Source organism: Thiocapsa rosea, from assembly GCF_003634315.1.
Classification (GTDB): Bacteria; Pseudomonadota; Gammaproteobacteria; order Chromatiales; family Chromatiaceae; genus Thiocapsa; species Thiocapsa rosea.
Window position 1 is genome coordinate 4954224 of record NZ_RBXL01000001.1, and the last position, 21271, is coordinate 4975494.

Genomic DNA, 21271 nt, shown 5'->3' on the forward strand with positions numbered 1-21271 from the left:
AACGGCGGAGACGGTGATGGCGTGCCCCTCAGGGACGCTCCGAGAGCCTCACCGACACCCAGCCCAGACCGAGCAGAAGGACGGCCAGCAACACCGGAAGCGGTCGCTCCAGCGCGAGAAACACCAGACTCGCCAGGCTGACCAGGACAAACACCAGCGGCGGCAGCGGATACCAGGGCACCCGAAAGGGTCGCGGAAGATCCGGCTCGCGCCGACGCAGACGGATGACACCGGCGACGGTGATGACCGCGAAGAGTGTGAGCGTGAAGCCCGCAAAGCTCAAGACGCCCTCGAACGAGCCCGTCAGGATCATCACGAGCGCCAGACCCTGTTGCAGCAGTACCGCACGGGTCGGCGCCCCTCGCCGATTGCGGACACTGAGCGGTCGGAAGAACGGCAGGTCCTCGCCGATACGCTCCAAGACGCGCGGTCCGGCGAGCACCATGGCACTGACGGTCGAGACCAACAAGAGGGTCAGCACCAGGCTCATGAGATGCCCGCCGACGGCGCCGAAGATGGTCTCGGCGGAGAGCGCACCGACCTCGACGCGACCGACCAAGGCGTCGTATTCGACGGTGCGCAGGAAGGTCAGATTCAGCAACAGATACAGCAGCGCGACGATCAGCGTGCCGAGCAGCAGCGCACGCGGGACGGCGCGACGCGGATCCTGGACCTCGTCCACCACATAGGCGGCGGCGTTCCACCCCGAGTAGGCATAGGCGACATAGATCAAAGACACCGCAAAGGGTGCGCTCCAGACCGCGTCGAGCGTCGATGCCGACGGCAAGACCGAGAGGCTGCCCGAGGTCGCCGGCAAAGCGAGCCCCGCGGCGCAGAACAGCAGGATCACGGCGATCTTCAACCAGGTCGCGACCACCTGCACCCGCCGCCCTAGATCCAGGTCGAAGGCATGCACGGCGGTGACCATGAGCAAGGCCGTCACCGCGATCGCCGTGGGCGGCGCCGGGAGGACGGTCGCCGCATAGTACCCCATCGCCATCGCCGCCAAAGCCACGGGCGCCGCGAAGCCAACCGTCACCGAGACCCAGCCGGCCAACTGACCCAACAGGGGATGGAAGATCCGCGACAGAAAGTGGTACTCCCCGCCCGAGCGCGGCAGGGCAGCGGCCAGCTCCGCATAGGAGAGTGCGCCGCAGAGCGCGATCAGACCGCCGATCAGCCAGAGCAAGAGCAAGGCCGCGCCGTCCGGGATTCCGGCCGCTTGGAGGCCGAGTGTCGTGAACACGCCCGTGCCGATCATGTTGGCGACCACGATGAGGATCGCGGTGCGTTGGTCGATGAAGCGCGGTCTGTTCATAGTGCCGACATCCGAGGTCGTGTCCCGATCGACGTCGCGCCGATTGCAAGCGAATCACACGACAAGCCGCGGATCGAGATCGAAGGGTTGCAGGGTCGCCGTCGCGAACACCGTGCCGGCTGCCCCATGAGCGGGATTCAACAGCAGGTTGCGTTGCTGCGGGATCAACACACTCGGGACCGAGAGTGCGAGCGATTGGCCGCCGGTCAACCAAGCGGTACCGATCGCTGCGGTCGAGTCGGGTGCGGGATCCTCGCGCCGGTCCGCAGGCAGCCCGGTGTCATCCAAGAGCAAGACCTGGTCATCGGGAAGATCGAGGGTGACCAGACGATACCGATTGAGCACCTCGCTTCGATGCAGATGCACCAGCAGCTCAAGCGCCGCCAGCGCGATGCTGTCCGAGGCGTACACCGCCGCATGACCCTTGCGGTTCCAGCGTCCACCGTAGATCTTCGCGCCCGAGCCGTCCAACGCCGTATCGGCGAATCGTTCCTTGACGAGCCGATAGACCCGCATCAGCTGTAGACGCCGTGCTCCAGACGTCCGATGAGGTCATGCACCTGCGTGGCACCGGCCTCGGTATCCAGATGCTCGATCGGCGCCGTCCCGCCCAGCGCCTTCGCCGGCTCGCCGAGCCACCCGGACGCGGCGGAGGTGTCGCCCTCGAAGAGATCCACCGCATCGCTGAACGCGGCCGCAATCCGGTAGACACGATCGCTCTCTTCCGGAGACAGACGTCCGTCGGGGCTGCGCCGACGCCGGGTCAGCGTCGATGGCGCGATCTTGGCGATCCGTAGCAGGGTTTGCTGCGGCCGGCCGAGGACCTCGGCCAGACGCTCGATAACCGCCACCGGAAAGCCGCGGCGGCTCTCCGCGACCAGCTCCGCCCGATCGGTCGGGAGCCCGAGCCGCAGGAAGACCGTCGCCCCGGCTCCGGGAGCGATATCGGCGTCGGCGACCCCGGAAAAAACCGGAATCCGGAAGAGACCCGCGTGCGCTGTCATCAGGAAACCCTCCAAATGCGATATGGCATTTAGAGTACACCCAAATGGAAATCGCGCAACCACTCACCCTTCCCCGGCCTGAGCGCAACGCGACGATCCCAGCCGAATCGACCGACCCGCCCACCGCAACGCGGACGGTCACCAAAAACTACAAACGCCACCTCCCTGCAAACTCCCAAAAAAATCACATAAAACGCGCCGCTCCAACCCCACAGAGATCCACAACGCCAACACCACCCACCAAGACCCCACATCCCCCCGAGCGCGTTTTATACGGAGAACATCGCCTCGAGGTCATGCCGCGAATACGCCTTGAAGGCCAGCAGGGTGTTCGTCTTCTCGATCCCTTCGATCTTGAGCAGATGGTTCGTGACCAGCTCGGCGAGATCGTCGTTGTGGACGACACGCACGATGGCGATCAGATCGTAGTTGCCGCTGACCGAGAAGACCTCTGAGATTGCGCTCATACCGGCCAGCTCGTCGGCGATGTCGTTGATCTTGTCGCGCGCGACATTGATGAGAATGATTGCCGTGACCATGACTTACTCCTCGTAAAAGATGTCCGAATCCGATCGATCCTGAGTGCCCTTTAAACCGCGCCCGGTGCGGTATGCGTAAATGTGTTGGAATGGCTTGGCCGTGCCAGCCCCGACGACTGTCGGAGCTGGCGCGATTTAAAGTATTAAAAAATATAAAATTATAAACCGCGTCCCCGCTAAGGGTCGTGGATGGTAGCTTCTCAATAAGTCGGGGCGAACTCGCGTGATCACTAGAGCAAATCAACAACTTGCGGAACCGCATCGGCTGTTTGCCACGGGTTATTGAGAAGTTACCGTGGATGGACCAAACGTCGAACCCACTCGAAAGTGAGTATCTCGCTCTGGACGCGGTTTAAGCCATTCCGGTTCATTCCCCCCTCTCCCCAACCCCTCTCCCGCGAGGGGGTGAAGGGCTAAGATGGATCACTCAGCGATCGCCCCGCGGTCGACCCCACTTGGGACCGCGTGCGAAGGGGGACTCGCCGCTCGGTTGTTTGGACTGCCAAGGTTTTGCCCCGGGGCGGACCTGCCGGCGCTTGGGCACCGGCGGTGTCAGACCGGCCTGCGCCATCAAGGTCTTTTGCTCGTCCTCGGACAGGGGTCGCCAGTTCCCGGTATAGAGACGCCGACCAAGCTCGATGTTGCCGTAGCGGATGCGGATCAGGCGACTCACCTGGCAGCCGGCGGCCTCCCAAAGCCGACGCACCTCGCGATTGCGGCCCTCGCGCAGGACGACATGAAACCAGCGATTCGCACCCGTGCCGCCGCGTTCGGTGACCGCATCGAACTTGGCGAGCCCGTCTTCCAGCTCGATGCCGGTCGCGAGTCGCTCGAGCGTTCCCTCGGGGACATCGCCGAGGATGCGCACGGCATACTCGCGCTCGACCTCGCGCGAGGGATGCATAAGCCGGTTTGCCAGCTCGCCGTCGGTGGTGAAGAGGATCAGACCGGAGGTGTTGATGTCGAGCCGGCCGACCGCGATCCAGCGGCCCTCTTTGGGTTTGGGCAGACGACGAAACACCGTCGGGCGCTCCTCGGGATCACGCCGCGTGACCAGCTCGCCTTCGGGCTTGTGGTAGGCGATGACTTGGGGAAGCTTCTCTCGCCGCCCCCTGAGCTTGACGTCTTGCCCGTCCACGCGGATCCGATCGCGGCTGGTGACTCGATCCCCGAGCTTGGCGAGATCGCCGTTGACCCGGATCCGCCCCTCGCTGATCCAGCCCTCGATGGTGCGCCGCGAGCCCAGGCCCGCATCGGCGAGGGCTTTTTGCAGGCGCACGGGCTCCTCGGCGGGAGGCGGCGGGGGCGATGGGGGCAAGCGTCGGTCGGTTTTCATGAAGGTTCTCGGGTTGGAGGATGGGTTTCGCTGTGCTCTACCCATCCTACGACTGGGTGTGGGTGCCTCGCGGCGATCATACACCAGCGTCGTCTCGGGGCTTTTCATCCACGGCATCGCGGGTCGGCTCCTCGAGCCTCAACTCCTCGTCGATCAGGAAATCCGGGGAGCGGATCTCGGCGAGTGTCGGCAGCTCGTTGAGAGAGCGCAGACCGAAATAATCCAGGAACTTGCGCGTGGTGGCGAAGAGTGCGGGCCGCCCGGGGACGTCGCGATGACCGACCACGCGGATCCACTCGCGCTCGGTCAGGGTCTTGACGATCTGGGTGCTCACGGCAACCCCGCGGATGTCTTCGATCTCGCCGCGCGTGATCGGCTGACGATAGGCGATCAGCGAGAGTGTTTCGAGCAGGGCGCGCGAGTAGCGCGGCGGGCGCTCGTCCCAGAGACGTGCGACCCAGGGGGCGATGGTCGCGCGCACCTGAGTACGCCAACCGCCGGCGACCTCGACGATCTCTAGACCGCGCCCGGCATAGTCTTCCTGAAGCGCAGCGATCACCGCAAGCAGCTCCGCACGCGACGGACGCTCGTCGTCCAGGAAGAGCGCAAGAAGCTGATCCAGGGTCAGTGGCCCACCCGCGGCGACCAGCGCGGCCTCGACGATCTGTTTAAGCAAGTTCCGCCTCGTCGAGGACGACACCTGCTGCGGTCTCGCGCAGACGCACATGGATGGGCGCGAACGGCTCGGCCTGGACCAACTCCAGAGTCGCCGCCTTGATCAGCTCCAAGAGTGCGAGAAAACTCACGACGACGCCTGCACGCCCCTCGGTGACATCGAACAGATCCGTGAAGGCGAGGAATCCGCCATCACTCAGGCGCTCGAGCACCCACGACATGCGCTCGCGCAACGACAAGGATTCGCGCTCGACGCGGTGGCGTGTGAAGAGATCGGCGCGTGCCATGACCTCGCGCATGGCGAGAAGCAGCTCGCGGAAATCCACATCCGGCGGGACGCGCTGAACATGGCCCGGCGGCACCTCGACGCGGACGGCAAAGACATCCCGCTCGAGCCTGGGCAATGCGTCCAGATCCTGCGCCGCCTGCTTGAACCGCTCGTACTCCTGGAGCCGACGCACCAGCTCGGCACGCGGATCCTCGCCCTCATCCTCCGCGGCCTGCACACGCGGCAGGAGCATCCGGGATTTGATCTCGGCCAGCATCGCGGCCATGACCAGATACTCCGCCGCCAACTCCAGGCGCAGCTCGGTCATGAGGTCGACGTATTCGATGTACTGGGCGGTTATGGCTGCAATCGGGATATCCAGGATGTCGAGATTCTGTCGCTTGATCAGATAGAGCAACAAATCCAACGGTCCCTCGAAGGCATCCAGAAAGATCTCGAGCGCATCCGGCGGGATGTAGAGGTCCACGGGCAAGGTCAGGAACGGCAGGCCCCGCACCATGGCGAAGGGCGCCACCTCGAGCGGCATCTCCACCTGTTGCCCCGGCGGCGGCTGACGGTCGGTCCCCTCGTCCGCCATACTCAAGTCCCAAAAAAAGTAAAGATTCTAAACCGCGCCCCACCGACGCCGATCTGTGCTTCGAGGCCCGCAGCACCTCCAAGACAGCACCGAAACACCGGGCGCGGTTTAGGTCATGACCAGGGACATGGCGTGCCGAACCTCTTCAAGTGTCTCGTGGGCGACATCGCGTGCACGCTCGCAGCCGTCGTTGATGACGTTGCGAATGAGATCGGGCTGGGAGGCATACTCCTGCGCGCGTTGCTGCATCGGCATCAGCTCGGCGAGCACCCCGTCGATCACCGGCTGCTTGCATTCGAGACAACCGATGCCGGCCGAGCGGCAGCCCTGCTGCACCCAGTCGCGGACCTGATCGTTCGAATAGACCAGATGGAACTGCCAGACCGGACACTTCTCCGGATCGCCCGGATCGGTCCGGCGCACCCGCGCCGGGTCGGTCGGCATGGTCCGCAGGGCCTTCTCGACAACGGCGGGTTCGTCGCGCAGGGCTATGGTGTTGCCGTAGGACTTGGACATCTTCTGCCCGTCTAGACCCGGCATCTTGGACGCCTTGGTCAGCAGCGGCATCGGCTCGGGCAGGATGACGCGCCCGCCGCCTTCCAGATAGCCGAGCAGACGCTCGCGGTCGGCCAGGGTGATGTTGGCCTGCCCTTCCAGCAGCGCATGGGCGACGCTCAACGCCTCTTGATCGCCCTGCTCCTGATAACGTCGTCTCAGCCCATCGAAAAGCTTGGCGTTCTTCTTGCCCATCTTGCGCTTGGCCTCTTCCGCCTTCTCCTCGAAGCCGGACTCGCGACCGTAGATGTGGTTGAAACGCCGCGCGACCTCGCGCGTCAGCTCGACATGCGCAACCTGATCCTCGCCGACCGGGACCTGCCCGGCCTTGTACATGAGGATGTCCGCACTCTGGAGCAGCGGATAGCCAAGAAAGCCGTAGGTCGCGAGATCGCGCTCCTTGAGCTTTTCTTGCTGGTCCTTGTAGCTCGGCACGCGCTCGAGCCAACCCAAGGGCGTGATCATGGAGAGCAGCAGATGCAGCTCGGCATGCTCAGGGACCCGCGACTGGATGAAGAGCGTCGCCGAGCCCGGATTGATCCCGGCGGCCAACCAGTCGATCACCATCTCGCGGGTGCTCGTCGGGATGATCGAGGGATCCTCGTAGTGCGTCGTCAGGGCATGCCAATCGGCGACGAAGAAGAAACACTCGTATTCGTGCTGAAGCTCCAGCCAGTTCTTCAGGACGCCGTGATAGTGGCCCAGGTGGAGACGGCCCGTAGGACGCATCCCGGAGAGGACGCGCGAGTGATGTGCGGAGACGGAAGTCAAGGTTTGGCAGCCTCGTAATCAGACGAAGAAGAGCTCTCTTACGATCGCCGAGCCGGGGAGCAGGCCCACGGTGCCGATCACGATCGGAAGCAGGACGGCACCCAGGAGCCCGGTGATCAGCAACGCCAGCAGGATGATCAACCCGAAGGGTTCCAGTCGCGAGAACTGCAGGGCCACCTTCGGCGGCAGCACGGCGTTGAGCACGCGCCCGCCGTCGAGCGGCAGCAGAGGGATCAGATTCAGGACCATCAGGAAGACGTTGATCAGGATCCCGGCGGCGCCCATGTAGATCAGAGGAAGGGCGATCCATTGGTTGGCAGGCAACAGCAGCACACCCAGCTTGATCATGCCCCCCCAAAAGAGCGCCATCAGCAGGTTTGCACCCGGACCTGCGACCGCCACCAAGGCCATGTCGCGGCGCGGATGGTGCAGGTTGCGCCAGTTGACCGGGACGGGTTTCGCCCAGCCGAAGAGAAACCCGACCAGGAAGAAGGTGGCGAGCGGGACAACGATGGTTCCGATCGGGTCGATATGCTTGATCGGGTTGAAGGTCACGCGACCGAGCATTAGCGCGGTCCGATCACCGAGCCGACTCGCCACCCAGCCGTGCGCGGCCTCGTGGACCGTAATCGCGAACAGCACCGGGATGACGAGGACGGCGAGCAGTTGGTAAGGGTTTAGGGCTTCCATCGCGGCATTATATACCGAGCGCGCGCCGGTTCTTCGCCGCATTGCACGCCCCGCGCACCGCTAGACCGCGCCCGGTGCGGTATGCGTCATTCGTTGGAATGGCTTGGCCGCGCCAGCTCCGACGACTGTCGGAGCTGGCGCGGTGAAAAGGATTGAAAAATTTAAATTTTGAACCGCGTCTCGCCAAGATCGAGGAACCCCCCGACGCTGAACACAACGTGAAAATGACGCATTTCGCTCTAGACGCGGTTTAACTGGGGTCATTCCTCGAACATGCTCGCATCGCCCTTGCCGCGCCGCATGAGGCTCGGCGGTTCCGCCGTCATGTCCACGACGGTGGTGGGCTCCAAACCGCAAAACCCGCCGTCGATGATGAGATCGACCTGCTTGTCGAGCAGTTCCCGCATCTCCTCGGGATCGGTCAGGGGTCGATCGTCGCCCGGCAAGATCAGCGTGGTGCTGAGAATCGGTTGGTCAAGCTCGCCGAGCAGTGCACGACAGATCTCGTTGTCCGGCACCCGGATGCCGATCGCCTTGCGCTTGGGATGAAGCAGCCGCCGCGGGACCTGCTTGGTCGCTTCGTGGATAAAGGTGTAAGGGCCGGGCGTCAGGCTCTTGAGCAACCGAAACGCCTGGTTGTCGATCTTCGCATAAGTCGTGATCTCGGACAGATCGCGACAGACCAGGGTGAAGTTGTGCTTGTCGTCGAGCTTGCGAATCCGGCGGATCCGCTCCATCGCAGACTTCTCGCCGATCTGACAGCCGAGCGCGTAGGAGGAGTCCGTTGGATAAAGGATGACGCCGCCCTCCAACAGGATCTCGACCGTGCGGCGAATCAGACGCGTCTGCGGATTCGCTGGATGGATCTGAAAAAACTGCGCCATGGCTCGAGATCAACCGACAGCGGCTCGACGGGGACTCGGTTCCTCGTCAAGCTCGGGCCAGTCGTGCCAGATCGGCGTACAGGCGGGCGGCAGGGCGGGCAAACGCCCCAGATCGATCCAAGGATTTTCAGGTCCGTGGTAGTCGGAACCAGCGGAAGCGAGCATGCGCTGGTCGCGTGCAAGGCAACCAAAGTTGAAGACCTCGTCCCGGCTGTGGCTCCCGGAAACCACCTCCAGGCCCACTCCGCCGCACTCGCGGAACTCGCCGAGCAGCTTCAGCAGACGGGTGCGCGTGAGCTTGTAGCGCGCCGGATGTGCGATGACGGCTTGACCGCCCGCGCCCGTGATCCAACCGGTTGCCTCCTCGAGTGTCGCCCATTCGCCGCTCACATGGCCGGGCTTGCCGTTGACCAGATAGCGGTTGAAGACATCCCGCAGGTCAAGCGCATGGCTCTTCGCGACCAGGAAGCGGGCGAAATGGGTGCGTCCGATAAGACGACCGTTCGAGAAGGCCTTCGCGCCCTCGTAAGCGCCCTCGATACCCTTTTTGGCCAGACGGCGCCCGATCTCCTCGGCACGCCAGCCACGATAGGCGAGCAGACGGCTCAGTCCGGTCTGAAGCGCGAGATTCTCGGGATCGACATTGAGACCCACGATATGAACGGTGCGACCGCCCCAGGTCACCGAGATCTCCACCCCGGGGATGAGCCGCAGACCGAGCACGTCGGCCGTTGCTCGTGCCTCGGCCAGACCCTCGGTGGTATCGTGATCGGTGAGAGCAATGACCCGCACACCTGACGCGAACGCGCGCTGCATCAAGGCATCGGGGGTCAAGGTGCCGTCGGAGGCTGTTGAATGGCTGTGAAGATCGGGGCTTTTGGTCATTGTTCTAGTCTAACTGATCCCTCGGATGCGTGCCTCGGGCCGGCGAGAGGCCGGATGCGAGACGGGGATGGTCACGCTTGCTATATTTCCAGGTATGGGGGTCGGAGTCTCCTTGCAACGGCCGATGCCGCAGCGCTCCGGGATGCAGGCCGGATCGGTCGATCCGACCTCAGTTTCTTTATTGTTGCCAGGATGATCAGCCCATGCTCCCGAAGGTCGACCTCATCGATATCGCGGACGAACTCACCCGACTCGGCGACGAGATCCAGCGCGCCTTCGACGACTCGGAGCAAGCCGTCGAACCCACACCACAGGTGTTGTTGAGCGGACTCGCGCAACTGCTCGACACCGTGCGGACCGGTGAGGCCGAGGCGCGAGGAGAGTCGGTACAGGTGCTGCGCTCAGCCACCGGCGTGGTACCCGACGCCCTGCTCGAGCATGGCCTCGGCCTCCTGCGTCAACTCGGCGATCTCGCGCGTCGCCTGAATCTCGAATCGCAGGCGCAATCCGTCGAGGTTCTCGCGGTTCCTTTCGCCTGTTGGATGTTGCGACGCGGCGGCGAGCTGCAGCACCCGGAAGACGTCGTCAATGCCCTGTCAACGCTCGCAAATCGCTTGGAACGACCCGAAGAGCTCGCCGAGCTCTACGGCCTGATGCGCGAGATCGCGGAGGGCATCGGCGCGGACCGCATCCAAGGGATGGACCCGACCGACCCGACCGATCCTTGGCTGTTGCTCCTGATCAATCGCGGAATCGTCGCCACGCGCAGCCACCAGCCTGCCCTAATGATCGAGGCGTTCGACGCGATCGGCGAGCAACTGCCCGATCATGCCCCCCACTTTTTCCGCGAGGGCATGGGAGAAATGGAGTCGCTGCACTACCCCGCGCAGGTCCGCGAGGTGATGCAGCGTTACTTCGACACATGGTGCAGTGGTCAGCGCCTACACTGAACCCGACTGAACCGCGTCGGCGGTCCATGCATCCTTTCGAGCAAACTCCCGGCGTAACGCATTCCAGCGCCGCCGGTGGAGACGCGGTTCAGAAAATATCTATTTCCTACTTTCCTATTTCCTATTTCCTATTTCCTATTTCCTATTTCCTATTTCCTATTTCCTATTTCCTATTTCCTATTTCCTAAACCGCGTCCAGTGCCGACTGTCGGGAACCCCTCCGACCTATCGCCACATGGCAACATCGCCGGACAACTCCGGGGCGCGGTTTAGCTGGTGATGAGGTGTTTTTGAAGGCGATACAACAACGTATCCCGAGTCAACCCGAGCAGACGCGCGGCCCGACTCTTGTTTCCGCCGGCCAGCGAGAGGGCTTGGCGGATCAGCTCCGCCTCCAGGTCGTTGAGATCGATCCCGTGCGGCGGGAGCGAGAAGGCGATGTCGTTCTCCGACAGAGGCGCCCCCCGTACCAGCTCCCCCGGTAGGTTCTCGGGTCCCACCGCCGTACCGGGCAGGAGAATCACGAGACGCTCGCACAGATTGGCAAGCTCGCGCAGATTGCCCGGCCAGGTGTAACGGCGCAGCAGGCGCTGCGCACCGGGCGTCAGCCACGGCGGATCGAGCCCGTGTCGCGCCGTCGCCGTCGCGATGAAATGCTCCGTCAGCGCCGGGATATCGAGTGCGCGTTCACGCAAGGGCGGCACCTCCAGCGGAACGACACAGAGTCGCAGATACAGATCGCGCCGAAACGCCCCTTGCTGGACCTGCCGATCGAGGTCCAAGGCCGATGCCGCGATGATCCTCAGACCGGAGCCGGAGCACGTGCCGTCGCTGGCGGAATCCTGCACGAGGATCTGGTGAAGGAGTCGCGCCTGATCCGCCGCATTCAGCTCACCGACCTCGTCAAGATAGAGGGTTGCGGGACCCTCCTGCACGAGCGTCGACACGCAGCGGTCGAGCGCGTCGGGCGGTGCCCCGGTGCAGGCGAGCACGCCGAACCGGCCATCCCGACGGGCGCTGCACGCATGGATCTCGCGCGCCAGGGTCTCTTTTCCGGTGCCGGGTTCACCCAGCAGCAAGACACCCACGTCCGTCGCGGCAACCATCGACAGGGCATTGCGGAGTCGATTAAAGGCGGGAGACCGGCCAATCAGAGTCGTCATGACACCCATCCGAAATCGTTTGCATTGTGCTCGTGTAGGTTCGACTGCGCTCGCGACGCCCTCTCTGGCATGTCCGGCGCTATCCGTTGACGATGAAGGTCAAGAGCCCAAGCAGGATCACGCCGAGACCGGCCATGGCCTGAAAGCGTCGGTCCTGCCCGAGCCGAAAGAGCTGTCCGGCAAAGAGCCCCCCCAGGACCAATATCGGCAAGGTCCCCGCACCGAACAGGGCCATGTAGAGCGCCCCGGCCAGAACGCCGCCTTGCGCGGGCGTGCTCAGAAGCATGCTGTAGACCAGCCCGCAAGGCAACCACCCCCAGACCATGCCGAACAAGACCGAGCGCGGCAGCGTGGTCACCGGCAACAGGCGTCGCCCGAGCGGCTCGAGCCGGCGCCACAGGGGTATGCCCAGGCGCTCGATTGTCGCGAACCGGGGAAACCAACCCCCGATATAGAGTCCGATGCCGATCATGATGCCGGCGGCCAGCCAACGCACGCCTTCGAAGAGCCAAGGTGAGCCACCCGAGCCGAGCAGCATCGCCCCGAATGCACCCGAAACGGCCCCGGCCACGGCATAGCTGGCGATGCGGCCCACGTTGAAGGCCAGCACGAACAGACCGAGCCGTTTGCGATCGTTGCGCGTCTCGGGCGGCAGCGAGTAGCTCAAGGCACCGCTGATCCCCCCGCACATGCCGATACAGTGCAGGGCACTGAGCAGCCCGACAACGAACGCGAGCGCGTAAGCGGAGCCCGTCATCCCGCGGAAAACCGTCCGACCCGATCGCCCGTCATCCTGCCCGACTCCATCGCGACACCTCTCGCCGGGATCGCTCCCCGGCCCGAGACCAGGCTAATCGGAAGATTCAGCGCCCGCGATGACATCGATCAGGCACCCATCGTCTCGTACTGGAGATTTAGCGCCCGAACGCCTTATATTGTCGATTCAGTGTCGACTGAAATACTGAAATAACGAGGACGGGACTCATGGCATCACTGAACCTGGACCACATCCGGCCCCTGCAGGAACAGCTCAACGCACATCCGATCTACGGCGCCATCGAGCGCATCGAAGACCTCCAGGTCTTCATGAGTCACCATATCTTCTCGGTCTGGGACTTCATGTCCTTGATCAAGTACCTCCAGGCCCGGGTCGCTCCCGTCGCGGTACCTTGGATGCCGCATGGTGATGCCGGTGTGCGCTATTTCATCAACCAACTGGTCCTCGAAGAAGAATCCGACAGCCTGCCGCTTCCGGGCGGCGGCGTGGAGTACGCAAGCCATTTCGAGCTGTACTGTCGCGCCATGACCGAGGTCGGCGCCGACGGCGAGATGCCGAGACGTTTCCTCGATCTGGTCGCCGAGCAGGGTGTCGACAAGGCACTCTACGCATCGATGGTCCCGCTGCCGTCGCGCTATTTCTCCGAGACCACCTTCTGCTTTATCCGCGAGGACAAGCCGCATCTGGTCGCGGCCGCCCTGGCCCTCGGACGCGAGAAACTGATCCCCGGCATGTTTCGGCAGTTCCTCGAGCAGATGCGGATTACCGAGACGCAGGCACCCGTCTTCCATCACTACCTGAACCGGCATATCCACCTCGACGAAGACTTCCACGGTCCCCTGTCGATGAAACTCCTCGAGCAGCTGTGCGGCGACGACCCGCAACGGCTCGACGAGGCCGAGACCGCCGCTGAAGAGGCAATCTGCGCCCGTATCAGGTTCTGGGACGGCGTGCTGGAGGCGATCCAGAGCGGCCGCGGGGGATGATGAGCGGATGGACAGACGGGTAACGAACGTCTTGTATCGATCGGTGTCGCCACCACACTCTATTGGAGTTCTCAATCCTGACCACACAGCCTCTCGGAGTTGTACCCATGACCGAAGCACTGAGCGTTCCCTTGGACAATGAAGGTTTTCTCCTCAACCGCGACGACTGGAGCGAAGAGGTCGCCGTCGAGCTAGCCAAGGCGGACGACTTCGAGATGACCGATCAGGTCATGAACTTCATCCGCGAGGCACGAGCCATGTACGAGTCCGACGGCGTCGTCCCGCCGATCCGCATCTTCGCCAAGAAGCAAAAGGTCTCGACCAAAGACCTCTACGACATCTTCAGGAAAGGGCCGATGAAGCTGATCTGCAAGTGGGGTGGGTTGCCGAAGCCGACCGGGTGCGTTTAAAGCGCATATTTCAACGACAAGGAGAAGAGCGTTCGACCACTTTTCCTGGTTGCGGCGCTTCCGTTAGACCTTTTCCCGGAAATCACCTAAACCGCGTCCAGAGCAATATGCGTCATTTTCACTTTGCGTTTGGCGTTGGAGATATCCTCGATCTCGGTGCGACGCGGTTTAAAATTTAATATTTTTCAATACCTTAAACCGCCCCGACTCCGACGGTCATCGGAGCCGGCGCGGTCAAGCTCATCCAACAAACGACGCATATCGCACCGGGCGCGGTTTAAGCCGTCATGGCAAGCCGCAGATCCCCTTCGGCATCATTTCCGCTCAAACGCAGATCGAATCGCTCCTGCAGGATCGCAAAGACGTTCGGCGAGACGAAGGCCGGTGCGTTCGGGCCCAGGGTAATCCCCTTGACCCCGAGGCTCAGCAAGGTCAACAGAACAGCAACCGCCTTCTGCTCGAACCAACTGATAACCAGGGTCAGAGGCAGCTCGTTGACGCTGCACTCGAATGCCTCGGCCAAGGCGGATGCGACCGCGATGGCGCCGTAGGCGTCGTTGCACTGCCCCATGTCCATGAGGCGCGGGAAGCCCAGGTGCTCGCCGTACTCGTGATCGCGGATTCGGTACTTGCCGCAACCCAAGGTCAGAATGAACGAATCATCCGGCGTGCCCTGCGCATAGTCGCTGAAATAGTTGCGGCCCGGATCCGCCCCGTCGCATCCGCCGATCACGAAGAAGCGGCTGATCTGCCCCGCCTTCACCGCATCGACGATCGTTTGTGCGTGATCCAAGAGTACCGTGCGATGAAAACCGACGGTCGACTCGCCCGTCAGCAGCTCCTCGCAGGGCTCGCAACGCATGGCCTCGCCGATCACCTCGGAATAATCCCCGTCGAGCACCCGCTGACCATCGGGAACCGCTGTCCCGCGGGTCGTGAAGAGCCGACCCTTGTAGCTCTGAGGCGGGATCAGGACGCAGTTGGTCGTCGCCACCACCGGACCCGGGAAGGCCGCAAACTCGCGCTTCTGGTTTTGCCAAGCACCGCCGTAATGCCCGGCCAGGTTCGGATGGTTCTGAAAGAAGGGATACATGTGCGCGGGCAGCATCTCGCCGTGCGTATAGACCTTGATGTCGGTCCCTTCGAGCTGCACGAGCAGATCCCGCAGGTCAGCCAGATCATGACCGGTCACCAGGATGCCCCGGCCCGCTTGCGTCCCCTCCTTCACCTTGAAGGGTGCTGGCTTGCCGAAGGCCTCGACATGACCTTCGTCGAGCATCTGCATCACGCGCAGATTCATCCGTCCGCATTCCAGACAGTATTCAAGCAGACTCTTCACGTCGAAGTTGACGTTGGTCATGGTCGCAAAGAGCGCCTCCTCGATGAAGGCCGACACCGTCTCGTCGGACTTGCCCAAACGCCGCGCGTGATGCGCATAAGCGGCCATCCCTTTCAGACCGTAGAGCAACATCTCTTGAAGGGACTGGACATCGGCGTCCTTGCCGCACATCCCGGGGGAGGTGACGCAGCCGGTCTTACGGTAGGTCTGTTCGCATTGGTTGCAGTGCATGGGTGCCTCTGAATCGAATCGGGATCAAGGTGCCCTTGTCGCTCCCGCGGATCGGTTCTGTTGATCGTTGGGGTCGATGAGGGGCGCTCAGTCTGGCGAGGGCGCACCGCTGTATCCTTGACTTAGATCAAGGCGAGCGGAGTCCAGAGGCCGCAAGTCCGGCTGTTCCCCGCTCCAAGCCTCAGCCGAGCATCGCTTTTCGAGCGGAAAGACCGTTATGCTTTGCAGCATCGTCGAGCCGAATGAACCCGACGCCATCCAAGCCGGCCATCAGCAACCTGGCCGGAGCCCGATTTACCCTTTGCATGACGAGACAGACGATGAAGCGCAGGGCGATCGCGACCTTAACCTTGATTCTCGGCACCGTGCCGATCGGCACCGGGCTCATCGGAGCCGGGTTGGCCGAAGCAGACGAAGGAACACACTGGGACTACTCCGGCGCCCGGGGTCCGGAACACTGGGGCGAAATCGACCCGCATTTTATCGCCTGCAGGTCCGGCCAAGCTCAAACACCGATCGACATCGCAAGCCGGATCGACGCCGATCTGCCGCGTATCGGCTTCCACTACAGGCCGGGCGGCCATGACGAGGTGCATAACGGTCACACCATTCAGGTCGACTACGACGCCGGCAGCACCATCACGCTGGACGGCCGCGATTACAGCCTCAAGCAGTTCCACTTCCACACGCCCAGCGAGAACCATGTCGACGGCAAGACATTCCCGATGGAGGCACATCTGGTGCATGCCGACACCGAGGGCCATCTCGCGGTCATCGCGGTGATGTTCGAGGAAGGTCCGGAGAACCTCGCCCTGTCCACCCCGTGGGCGGCGATGCCGCGGCTGCAGGGCCGCACCGCGCATCTTGGAACGAAGGCATCGGCCGAAGCGCTGCTGCCCGCCGATCGCGCCTACTACCGTTTCGAAGGCTCGCTGACGACGCCTCCGTGCACCGAGGGCGTGACCTGGCTGGTGATGAAGCATCCGGTGAGCGCCTCGCACGGACAGCTCGTGAAATTCGCACGGGCGATGGGACACCCGAACAATCGACCGATCCAGCCGCTGAACGCGCGGGTGGTGTTCGAGTAAGTCGCCAGTCCTCTGACCAGGCGTCTCGGAGACCGAGACGGACCGCACCCCTTAATCAGCCGGGTATCACGATGAACGACAACGCCGTTGAAGTGCTCAATACCCCCTACTCGGACGTGCACTATTACGAGTGCAAGATCATCCTGCAGGCCCATCATTTCATCACTGCAAAAGCCTTCAAGGACTTTTGGTCGATCGTGCGTCATTCGGCCAAGAAGTGCGGCGTAAAAGTCAAGGAGGCCGATGGCGCATTCGACAATCATGTGCGCGAGGTGCTTTTCTTCGATACGCCGGGGTGCGATCTCTACAACAACCATTTCATCGTCCGGCTGCGGAGCTTCTACAAAAACGGTTGGCCGGACGGTCTACCCGAGCTCACGGTCAAGTTCAGGCACCCGGATTTCGAGACTGCCGCTGCCGTCGACGTCCGGCCGGCCACGCCGGGTGCACATATCCGAATCAAGTTTAAGCAAGAGCTGCTGCCCTTGCGCGAGGGACTCGGCGGCTTTCGGTCGATCTATTCGCATAACTGTGTTCTAGCGACGCCGCGCGAACAGATCGACATGGCCGTCGAGGATCTCACACGCGCCTTCCCCGCGTTGCTTCAAGCAGGGGCAAAATCCGACGAGCGAATCTCTTTGGTCAAGGACCTCGCGGTCGAGGAGGTGCAGGTGAATGTCGGGGAGCTTCAGTTCGGGCACGGCATCAATGCGAAGACGACCATCGCGGTCTGGCGCAATCGCCAACATGAGCGCCCCCTCTGCGGGGAGTTCGCCTTCCAATACAAATTCGATCGTCGTGAGGATCTAAAACGGGAGAGCATCGATCGGGCCATCGAGTTCTATAAAACACTCCAAATGGACGCCTACGAATGGGTGACCCTTGGGACTACAAAAACCGGCATCGTCTACGGACTCGGGAACAATGCCTCGACCAATCGCGAATGAACCGAGCGCGGTCGCCGCGCCACCTTCGATCGGCAAGATCTTCACCGCCTTCGCCCTGATCGGGATCTCCAGCTTCGGCGGGGGGCTGGTCGCCTACCTGCGCGACGTGGTCGTCGATCGCGAGAAATGGCTCTCGGACGACGAGTTTCTCGGTGCGCTCGAGATCGGCCAGACACTGCCCGGTCTGAACTCCACCAATGTCGCGGTCATCGTCGGGCGCAAGCTGCGGGGACCGCGGGGGGCCGCTGCGGCAGCACTCGGACTGATCCTGCCGGGTGTGGCGATCTTGATCGTCCTCGGGCTTCTCTATGTCCGGTTCCACAACAACCCGGATGTCGCGGCGGCCTTGGCCGGCGTCGCGGCCGCGGCCGTCGGACTGCTGCTGCAGGTGACGCTCAAGATCGGCGGGCGCAGTTTTCTCAGGCCCAAAGACCTGATGTTCATCATCCCGACCTTTCTCATGGTCGGCGTCTTTCATGTCTCGCTCGCCGCGACGCTGTTCTTGTTGGCGCCGATCGCGATCTGGCTGAATCGCCCGGAGTCTTTGAAGAAGAAGACCCCGGCGCCTTCCACCGACCCGGAGCCCTGAAACCATGTCCGACACCCTAAAAGAGCTCATCGAGTTGCTGAACGTCTTCGCCATGCTCTCGCTGATGGCGGTCGGCGGGGGCACGGCCGTGATCCCGGAGATGGAGCACCAGACGGTGGCCGTCCATCACTGGGTGACCTCCACCCAGTTTGCGTCCATCTACAGCCTAGGTCAGCTCGCACCCGGCCCCAACATGAGTATGGTCGGAATCATCGGCTATCATGCCGCCGGTGCAGCCGGGTTCTTCCTGGTGCTCTTCGCCTTCTATTTCCCCGCATGCATGCTCACCTACGTGGTCAGCCACATCTGGGACAGTTATCGCGACAACCCCTGGCGCGACGCGGTCCAGCGCGGCCTGGCACCCATCACGATCGGTTTGATGCTGGCAGGCGTCTACGCCGTGGGTAAGACAGCCAGCTTCAACCTGGATCGACCGCTCTGGTTCAACGGCGTGACCCTGGGTTTCGGTCTGGCGATCGTTCTGCTGTTGTTCTGGAAGCGCATCAACCCCGCCATCCTGATCCTGGCGTGCGGGGCGATTGGCTGGTATGTGCTGCGTTGAGGCGATGCGCGGAAATGGCGATTCCGGTAGCTTGTGCTGACGAGAGGAGGCGCAACGTGCGACGTCGGTTGGTTGTGCCTCCCACAACTCGGCACAGCCTAGGGTCACCAAGCGTTCTTCAAGCGACCCTCAGTCGGTTGCTCTCGATCTCCTCGATGAGGTGGGAAAGATCGGCCTCGGCCAGTTTCCCTGCGCGCAACAGACCCGCCTGCTGAAAAGCCCAGGCATGAAAGTCGGTGTCGTAGAGGTTCGTCATGCGGTCCTCCGAGTCGCGATGGATCAACTTCGAATCGGGGTCCGGCGCACGATGCAGGCCGGTCGGCGTGAGATCAGGTTGTCGCTCGCATCGGAAGGAGCGATCGCGTGAGATTTGCTGTACCGGGATGATTGATCGCGAAGCTTAGGAGCGCCGCCGAGGGAAATGTCGAGGGAAATGGTGGCTACGCCCTGACTCGAACAGGGGACCCTCGCATTATGAGTGCGATGCTCTAACCAACTGAGCTACGTAGCCAAACAAGACGCGGAATGATACGTTTCGGGCTCGCTGCCGTCAACCTCCGAAAATTCACCATCCGGCAGCTTGCGGCCCTCCGCCACGAAGCCCGGATTCCGCACTTAAACCGCGCCCGGTGCCGTATGCGTCATGTGTTGCATTGGCTTGGCCGCGCCGGCTCCAAAGACTGTCGGAGCTGGCGCGAGATCGAGGATATCTCCAGAGTCAAACGCAACGTCAATATGACGCATCTCGCTCTGGACGCGGTTTAGCTGAAGCTCCTTGCCGATCAGGCCGCGACTTGCAGGATGGCCTCGCAGATCAAGTCGGCCAACGCCGGGAAGACGGGTTTCGTTGTGCCCTACCCCGCACGGCGCGCCCACGTTTACTGCGCGCAAGGCTGACGCACGCTTAGCTTTGTGTGTAGAATACCTGGGCGTTTCAAGACACCCATGCTCGCCCTGCCGGAGTCCTCCGCCGATGTAGGTATCACGCGCAAACCGAGTCCCCGGACTCTCGCCGTTGTTCAACGCGATGCCGCGCGCCTGATGCTTGCGTCTTCCCCACGACCCTTTGGGTCATCCGATCGCCTTACCCCCGGGTAACCGAGCGGCCTTCGCGATTCGTTACTTCGCCGACCTTTCGGTCTGCATCAGCCCCGGAAATGCTCAGGCATGAAATCGCTTCGCAAAGACTGGCTGTCCAACATTCGCAACGATCTGCTTGCCGGCTTGGTGGTGGCTCTGGCCCTGATCCCCGAGGCGATCGCCTTCTCCATCATCGCCGGGGTCGACCCCAAGGTGGGGCTCTACGCCTCCTTCGCGATCGCGACCATCACCGCCTTCGTCGGCGGCCGGCCGGGCATGATCTCGGGTGCCACCGCGGCGATGGCGCTCCTGATGGTGACCCTGGTCAAGGACCACGGCCTGGAGTATCTGCTGGCCGCGACCATCCTGACCGGCATCCTGCAGATCATCGCCGGCACGCTGCGCTTGGGCAACCTGATGCGCTTCGTGTCGCGCTCGGTCATCACCGGCTTCGTCAACGCCCTGGCCATTCTCATCTTCATGGCGCAGCTGCCCGAGTTGATCGGGGTGACCTGGGAGGTCTATGCGATGGTCGCCGCCGGTCTGGCCATCATCTATCTCTTCCCCTATCTCACCAAGCTGATCCCCTCGCCGCTGGTCACCATCGTGGTGCTCACCGGGGCAGCCATCTTGTTGGATCTGGACATTCGCACCGTCGGCGATATGGGCGAGCTTCCCGACACCCTGCCGGTCTTCCTCTTCCCCGACATCCCGCTCAATTGGGAGACGCTGGCCATCATCTTCCCGATCTCCGCCACGCTGGCCGTGGTGGGTCTGCTGGAATCACTGATGACGGCCTCGATCGTCGATGATCTGACCGATTCGACCAGCAACAAGAACCGCGAGTGCGTGGGCCAAGGCGTGGCCAACATCGGTTCGGGTTTCCTCGGCGGCATGGCGGGCTGCGCGATGATCGGCCAAGCCGTCATCAACATCAAATCAGGCGGGCGCGGGCGCCTTTCGACGCTCGCCGCCGGTGTCTTCCTGCTCTTGATGGTGGTGTTCGCCGGCGAGTGGGTGGCGATGATCCCCATGGCCGCGCTGGTGGCCGTCATGATCATGGTCTCGATCGGCACCTTCAACTGGGCCTCCGTTCGGAATCTGCGCGAGCATCCACTCGCCGCCAACGTGGTCATGCTCTCGACGGTGGTGGTCGTGGTCTTCACGCACGATCTGGCCATGGGGGTGCTGGTCGGCGTCCTGCTGTCCGGGTTCTTCTTCGCCAACAAGGTCGGACAGGTGCTGCATATCGGCTCGGTCTGCGTGAACGAAGGCCGGATGCGGGTCTACATGGTCACGGGCCAGGTGTTCTTCGCCTCGGCCGATCGTTTCATCGCCTCGTTCGACTACAAGGAAGTCATCGAAAGGGTCCGCATCGATGTCAGCCGCGCCCACTTCTGGGACATCACCGCAGTCAGCGCGCTCGATAAGGTGGTCATCAAGTTCCGTCGCGAGGGCACCGAGGTCGAGATCGCCGGGCTGAACCAGGCGAGCGCGACCCTGGTGGACCGCTTCGCGGTGCACGACAAACCCGATGCCGTCGAGCAACTGATGGGGCACTAAATCGCGTCCGGAGCGATCGGCATCGTTTTTGGCTTGAATCGGCCTCGGCCAGATCCTTGAAC

Annotated in this window: 23 protein-coding genes and 1 tRNA gene; 8 read left to right on the forward strand and 16 right to left on the reverse strand. The window is 62.8% G+C overall.

The window, feature by feature from the left end; genetic code table 11:
- Positions 1 to 28 precede the first annotated feature (28 nt).
- The 11 genes from BDD21_RS22030 to BDD21_RS22080 form a co-directional block, all read right to left on the reverse strand.
- Positions 29 to 1318, reverse strand: a complete 1290-nt coding sequence (locus BDD21_RS22030; protein WP_120798994.1) for an APC family permease — start codon at positions 1316 to 1318, stop codon at positions 29 to 31.
- 54 nt (positions 1319 to 1372) lie between these two features.
- Positions 1373 to 1834 carry an RES family NAD+ phosphorylase gene (locus tag BDD21_RS22035; RefSeq protein WP_120798995.1) on the reverse strand — a complete coding sequence of 154 codons (462 nt, stop codon included), beginning with the start codon at positions 1832 to 1834 and terminating at the stop codon, positions 1373 to 1375.
- Positions 1834 to 2322 carry a type II RES/Xre toxin-antitoxin system antitoxin gene (gene parS / locus BDD21_RS22040; protein ID WP_120798996.1) on the reverse strand — a complete coding sequence of 163 codons (489 nt, stop codon included), beginning with the start codon at positions 2320 to 2322 and terminating at the stop codon, positions 1834 to 1836. Before parS ends, BDD21_RS22035 begins: the two co-directional genes overlap by 1 nt.
- Before the next feature lie 269 nt (positions 2323 to 2591).
- Complete coding sequence (locus BDD21_RS22045; protein WP_120798997.1) at positions 2592 to 2861, reverse strand: Lrp/AsnC family transcriptional regulator; 270 nt, start codon at positions 2859 to 2861, stop codon at positions 2592 to 2594.
- Positions 2862 to 3288: 427 nt separating this feature from the next.
- Complete coding sequence (gene rluB, locus BDD21_RS22050) at positions 3289 to 4197, reverse strand: 23S rRNA pseudouridine(2605) synthase RluB (RefSeq protein ID WP_120798998.1); 909 nt, start codon at positions 4195 to 4197, stop codon at positions 3289 to 3291.
- 76 nt (positions 4198 to 4273) lie between these two features.
- The gene (gene scpB / locus BDD21_RS22055; protein WP_425470266.1) at positions 4274 to 4873 is read right to left on the reverse strand and encodes an SMC-Scp complex subunit ScpB; all 600 of its coding nucleotides are present in this window, start codon (positions 4871 to 4873) and stop codon (positions 4274 to 4276) included.
- Positions 4866 to 5738, reverse strand: a complete 873-nt coding sequence (locus BDD21_RS22060; protein WP_425470267.1) for a segregation and condensation protein A — start codon at positions 5736 to 5738, stop codon at positions 4866 to 4868. Before BDD21_RS22060 ends, scpB begins: the two co-directional genes overlap by 8 nt.
- Positions 5739 to 5846: 108 nt before the next feature.
- Positions 5847 to 7064, reverse strand: a complete 1218-nt coding sequence (locus BDD21_RS22065) for a tryptophan--tRNA ligase (RefSeq protein WP_120799000.1) — start codon at positions 7062 to 7064, stop codon at positions 5847 to 5849.
- A gap of 18 nt (positions 7065 to 7082) precedes the next feature.
- Positions 7083 to 7754 carry a site-2 protease family protein gene (locus tag BDD21_RS22070; protein ID WP_120799001.1) on the reverse strand — a complete coding sequence of 224 codons (672 nt, stop codon included), beginning with the start codon at positions 7752 to 7754 and terminating at the stop codon, positions 7083 to 7085.
- Positions 7755 to 8014: 260 nt separating this feature from the next.
- On the reverse strand, positions 8015 to 8638 hold the full coding sequence (locus tag BDD21_RS22075; RefSeq protein WP_120799002.1) for an L-threonylcarbamoyladenylate synthase: 624 nt from the start codon (positions 8636 to 8638) through the stop codon (positions 8015 to 8017).
- A 9-nt stretch (positions 8639 to 8647) separates the two neighbouring features.
- Positions 8648 to 9523 (reverse strand): PHP domain-containing protein, encoded by an 876-nt coding sequence (locus tag BDD21_RS22080; protein ID WP_120799003.1) that lies wholly within the window; start codon positions 9521 to 9523, stop codon positions 8648 to 8650.
- Between the two features lie 203 nt (positions 9524 to 9726).
- On the opposite strand from BDD21_RS22080, the gene BDD21_RS22085 reads away from it, so the two are divergent.
- Positions 9727 to 10473: a hypothetical protein gene (locus BDD21_RS22085; protein WP_120799004.1), complete on the forward strand. Its 747-nt coding sequence runs from the start codon at positions 9727 to 9729 to the stop codon at positions 10471 to 10473.
- 269 nt (positions 10474 to 10742) lie between these two features.
- Here the strand turns inward: BDD21_RS22085 and BDD21_RS22095 are convergent, their stop codons facing one another.
- Together BDD21_RS22095 and BDD21_RS22100 are read right to left on the reverse strand one after the other, a co-directional pair.
- Positions 10743 to 11636, reverse strand: a complete 894-nt coding sequence (locus BDD21_RS22095; protein WP_120800070.1) for a sigma 54-interacting transcriptional regulator — start codon at positions 11634 to 11636, stop codon at positions 10743 to 10745.
- A 79-nt stretch (positions 11637 to 11715) separates the two neighbouring features.
- Positions 11716 to 12393: a sulfite exporter TauE/SafE family protein gene (locus tag BDD21_RS22100; RefSeq protein WP_120799006.1), complete on the reverse strand. Its 678-nt coding sequence runs from the start codon at positions 12391 to 12393 to the stop codon at positions 11716 to 11718.
- A 227-nt stretch (positions 12394 to 12620) separates the two neighbouring features.
- Between BDD21_RS22100 and BDD21_RS22105 the strand changes: the two genes are divergently transcribed.
- On the forward strand, positions 12621 to 13400 hold the full coding sequence (locus BDD21_RS22105; protein ID WP_120799007.1) for a DUF3050 domain-containing protein: 780 nt from the start codon (positions 12621 to 12623) through the stop codon (positions 13398 to 13400).
- A gap of 107 nt (positions 13401 to 13507) precedes the next feature.
- A complete protein-coding gene (locus BDD21_RS22110) occupies positions 13508 to 13810 on the forward strand; it encodes a TusE/DsrC/DsvC family sulfur relay protein (protein WP_120799008.1) in 303 nt (100 codons plus the stop codon).
- 277 nt (positions 13811 to 14087) lie between these two features.
- Here BDD21_RS22110 and hcp read toward each other — a convergent pair whose 3' ends face one another.
- Complete coding sequence (gene hcp / locus BDD21_RS22115; protein WP_120799009.1) at positions 14088 to 15380, reverse strand: hydroxylamine reductase; 1293 nt, start codon at positions 15378 to 15380, stop codon at positions 14088 to 14090.
- A gap of 320 nt (positions 15381 to 15700) precedes the next feature.
- Between hcp and BDD21_RS22120 the strand changes: the two genes are divergently transcribed.
- The 4 genes from BDD21_RS22120 to BDD21_RS22135 all read left to right on the forward strand — a co-directional run bounded on the left by BDD21_RS22120 (position 15701) and on the right by BDD21_RS22135 (position 18566).
- Positions 15701 to 16468 carry a carbonic anhydrase gene (locus BDD21_RS22120; RefSeq protein ID WP_120800071.1) on the forward strand — a complete coding sequence of 256 codons (768 nt, stop codon included), beginning with the start codon at positions 15701 to 15703 and terminating at the stop codon, positions 16466 to 16468.
- A gap of 71 nt (positions 16469 to 16539) precedes the next feature.
- On the forward strand, positions 16540 to 17415 hold the full coding sequence (locus BDD21_RS22125) for a hypothetical protein (protein WP_120799010.1): 876 nt from the start codon (positions 16540 to 16542) through the stop codon (positions 17413 to 17415).
- The gene (locus tag BDD21_RS22130) at positions 17393 to 18004 is read left to right on the forward strand and encodes a chromate transporter (protein ID WP_120799011.1); all 612 of its coding nucleotides are present in this window, start codon (positions 17393 to 17395) and stop codon (positions 18002 to 18004) included. Before BDD21_RS22125 ends, BDD21_RS22130 begins: the two co-directional genes overlap by 23 nt.
- Positions 18005 to 18008: 4 nt before the next feature.
- The gene (locus BDD21_RS22135; RefSeq protein ID WP_120799012.1) at positions 18009 to 18566 is read left to right on the forward strand and encodes a chromate transporter; all 558 of its coding nucleotides are present in this window, start codon (positions 18009 to 18011) and stop codon (positions 18564 to 18566) included.
- 118 nt (positions 18567 to 18684) lie between these two features.
- On the opposite strand, the gene BDD21_RS22140 is transcribed toward BDD21_RS22135, so the two are convergent.
- Positions 18685 to 18822: a DUF29 family protein gene (locus BDD21_RS22140; RefSeq protein WP_120800072.1), complete on the reverse strand. Its 138-nt coding sequence runs from the start codon at positions 18820 to 18822 to the stop codon at positions 18685 to 18687.
- 178 nt (positions 18823 to 19000) lie between these two features.
- Positions 19001 to 19077 (reverse strand) — tRNA-Met (locus tag BDD21_RS22145).
- A gap of 656 nt (positions 19078 to 19733) precedes the next feature.
- Between BDD21_RS22145 and BDD21_RS22150 the strand changes: the two genes are divergently transcribed.
- Entirely contained in the window at positions 19734 to 21209 is a 1476-nt protein-coding gene (locus tag BDD21_RS22150; protein ID WP_120799013.1) for a SulP family inorganic anion transporter, read from the forward strand.
- Positions 21210 to 21271: the final 62 nt, after the last annotated feature.

Coding starts and splice junctions, on each gene's coding strand:
- BDD21_RS22045 (WP_120798997.1), bottom strand. CDS start 2,861: ATGGTCACGGCAATCATTCTCATCAATGTCGCGCGCGACAAGATCAAC.
- rluB (WP_120798998.1), bottom strand. CDS start 4,197: ATGAAAACCGACCGACGCTTGCCCCCATCGCCCCCGCCGCCTCCCGCC.
- BDD21_RS22075 (WP_120799002.1), bottom strand. CDS start 8,638: ATGGCGCAGTTTTTTCAGATCCATCCAGCGAATCCGCAGACGCGTCTG.
- BDD21_RS22100 (WP_120799006.1), bottom strand. CDS start 12,393: ATGACGGGCTCCGCTTACGCGCTCGCGTTCGTTGTCGGGCTGCTCAGT.
- BDD21_RS22110 (WP_120799008.1), top strand. CDS start 13,508: ATGACCGAAGCACTGAGCGTTCCCTTGGACAATGAAGGTTTTCTCCTC.
- BDD21_RS22080 (WP_120799003.1), bottom strand. CDS start 9,523: ATGACCAAAAGCCCCGATCTTCACAGCCATTCAACAGCCTCCGACGGC.
- BDD21_RS22130 (WP_120799011.1), top strand. CDS start 17,393: ATGCCTCGACCAATCGCGAATGAACCGAGCGCGGTCGCCGCGCCACCT.
- BDD21_RS22085 (WP_120799004.1), top strand. CDS start 9,727: ATGCTCCCGAAGGTCGACCTCATCGATATCGCGGACGAACTCACCCGA.
- BDD21_RS22095 (WP_120800070.1), bottom strand. CDS start 11,636: ATGACGACTCTGATTGGCCGGTCTCCCGCCTTTAATCGACTCCGCAAT.
- BDD21_RS22070 (WP_120799001.1), bottom strand. CDS start 7,754: ATGGAAGCCCTAAACCCTTACCAACTGCTCGCCGTCCTCGTCATCCCG.
- BDD21_RS22150 (WP_120799013.1), top strand. CDS start 19,734: ATGAAATCGCTTCGCAAAGACTGGCTGTCCAACATTCGCAACGATCTG.
- parS (WP_120798996.1), bottom strand. CDS start 2,322: ATGACAGCGCACGCGGGTCTCTTCCGGATTCCGGTTTTTTCCGGGGTC.
- BDD21_RS22140 (WP_120800072.1), bottom strand. CDS start 18,822: ATGACGAACCTCTACGACACCGACTTTCATGCCTGGGCTTTTCAGCAG.
- BDD21_RS22125 (WP_120799010.1), top strand. CDS start 16,540: ATGAACGACAACGCCGTTGAAGTGCTCAATACCCCCTACTCGGACGTG.
- hcp (WP_120799009.1), bottom strand. CDS start 15,380: ATGCACTGCAACCAATGCGAACAGACCTACCGTAAGACCGGCTGCGTC.
- BDD21_RS22105 (WP_120799007.1), top strand. CDS start 12,621: ATGGCATCACTGAACCTGGACCACATCCGGCCCCTGCAGGAACAGCTC.
- BDD21_RS22060 (WP_425470267.1), bottom strand. CDS start 5,738: ATGGCGGACGAGGGGACCGACCGTCAGCCGCCGCCGGGGCAACAGGTG.
- BDD21_RS22035 (WP_120798995.1), bottom strand. CDS start 1,834: ATGCGGGTCTATCGGCTCGTCAAGGAACGATTCGCCGATACGGCGTTG.
- BDD21_RS22120 (WP_120800071.1), top strand. CDS start 15,701: ATGAAGCGCAGGGCGATCGCGACCTTAACCTTGATTCTCGGCACCGTG.
- BDD21_RS22030 (WP_120798994.1), bottom strand. CDS start 1,318: ATGAACAGACCGCGCTTCATCGACCAACGCACCGCGATCCTCATCGTG.
- BDD21_RS22135 (WP_120799012.1), top strand. CDS start 18,009: ATGTCCGACACCCTAAAAGAGCTCATCGAGTTGCTGAACGTCTTCGCC.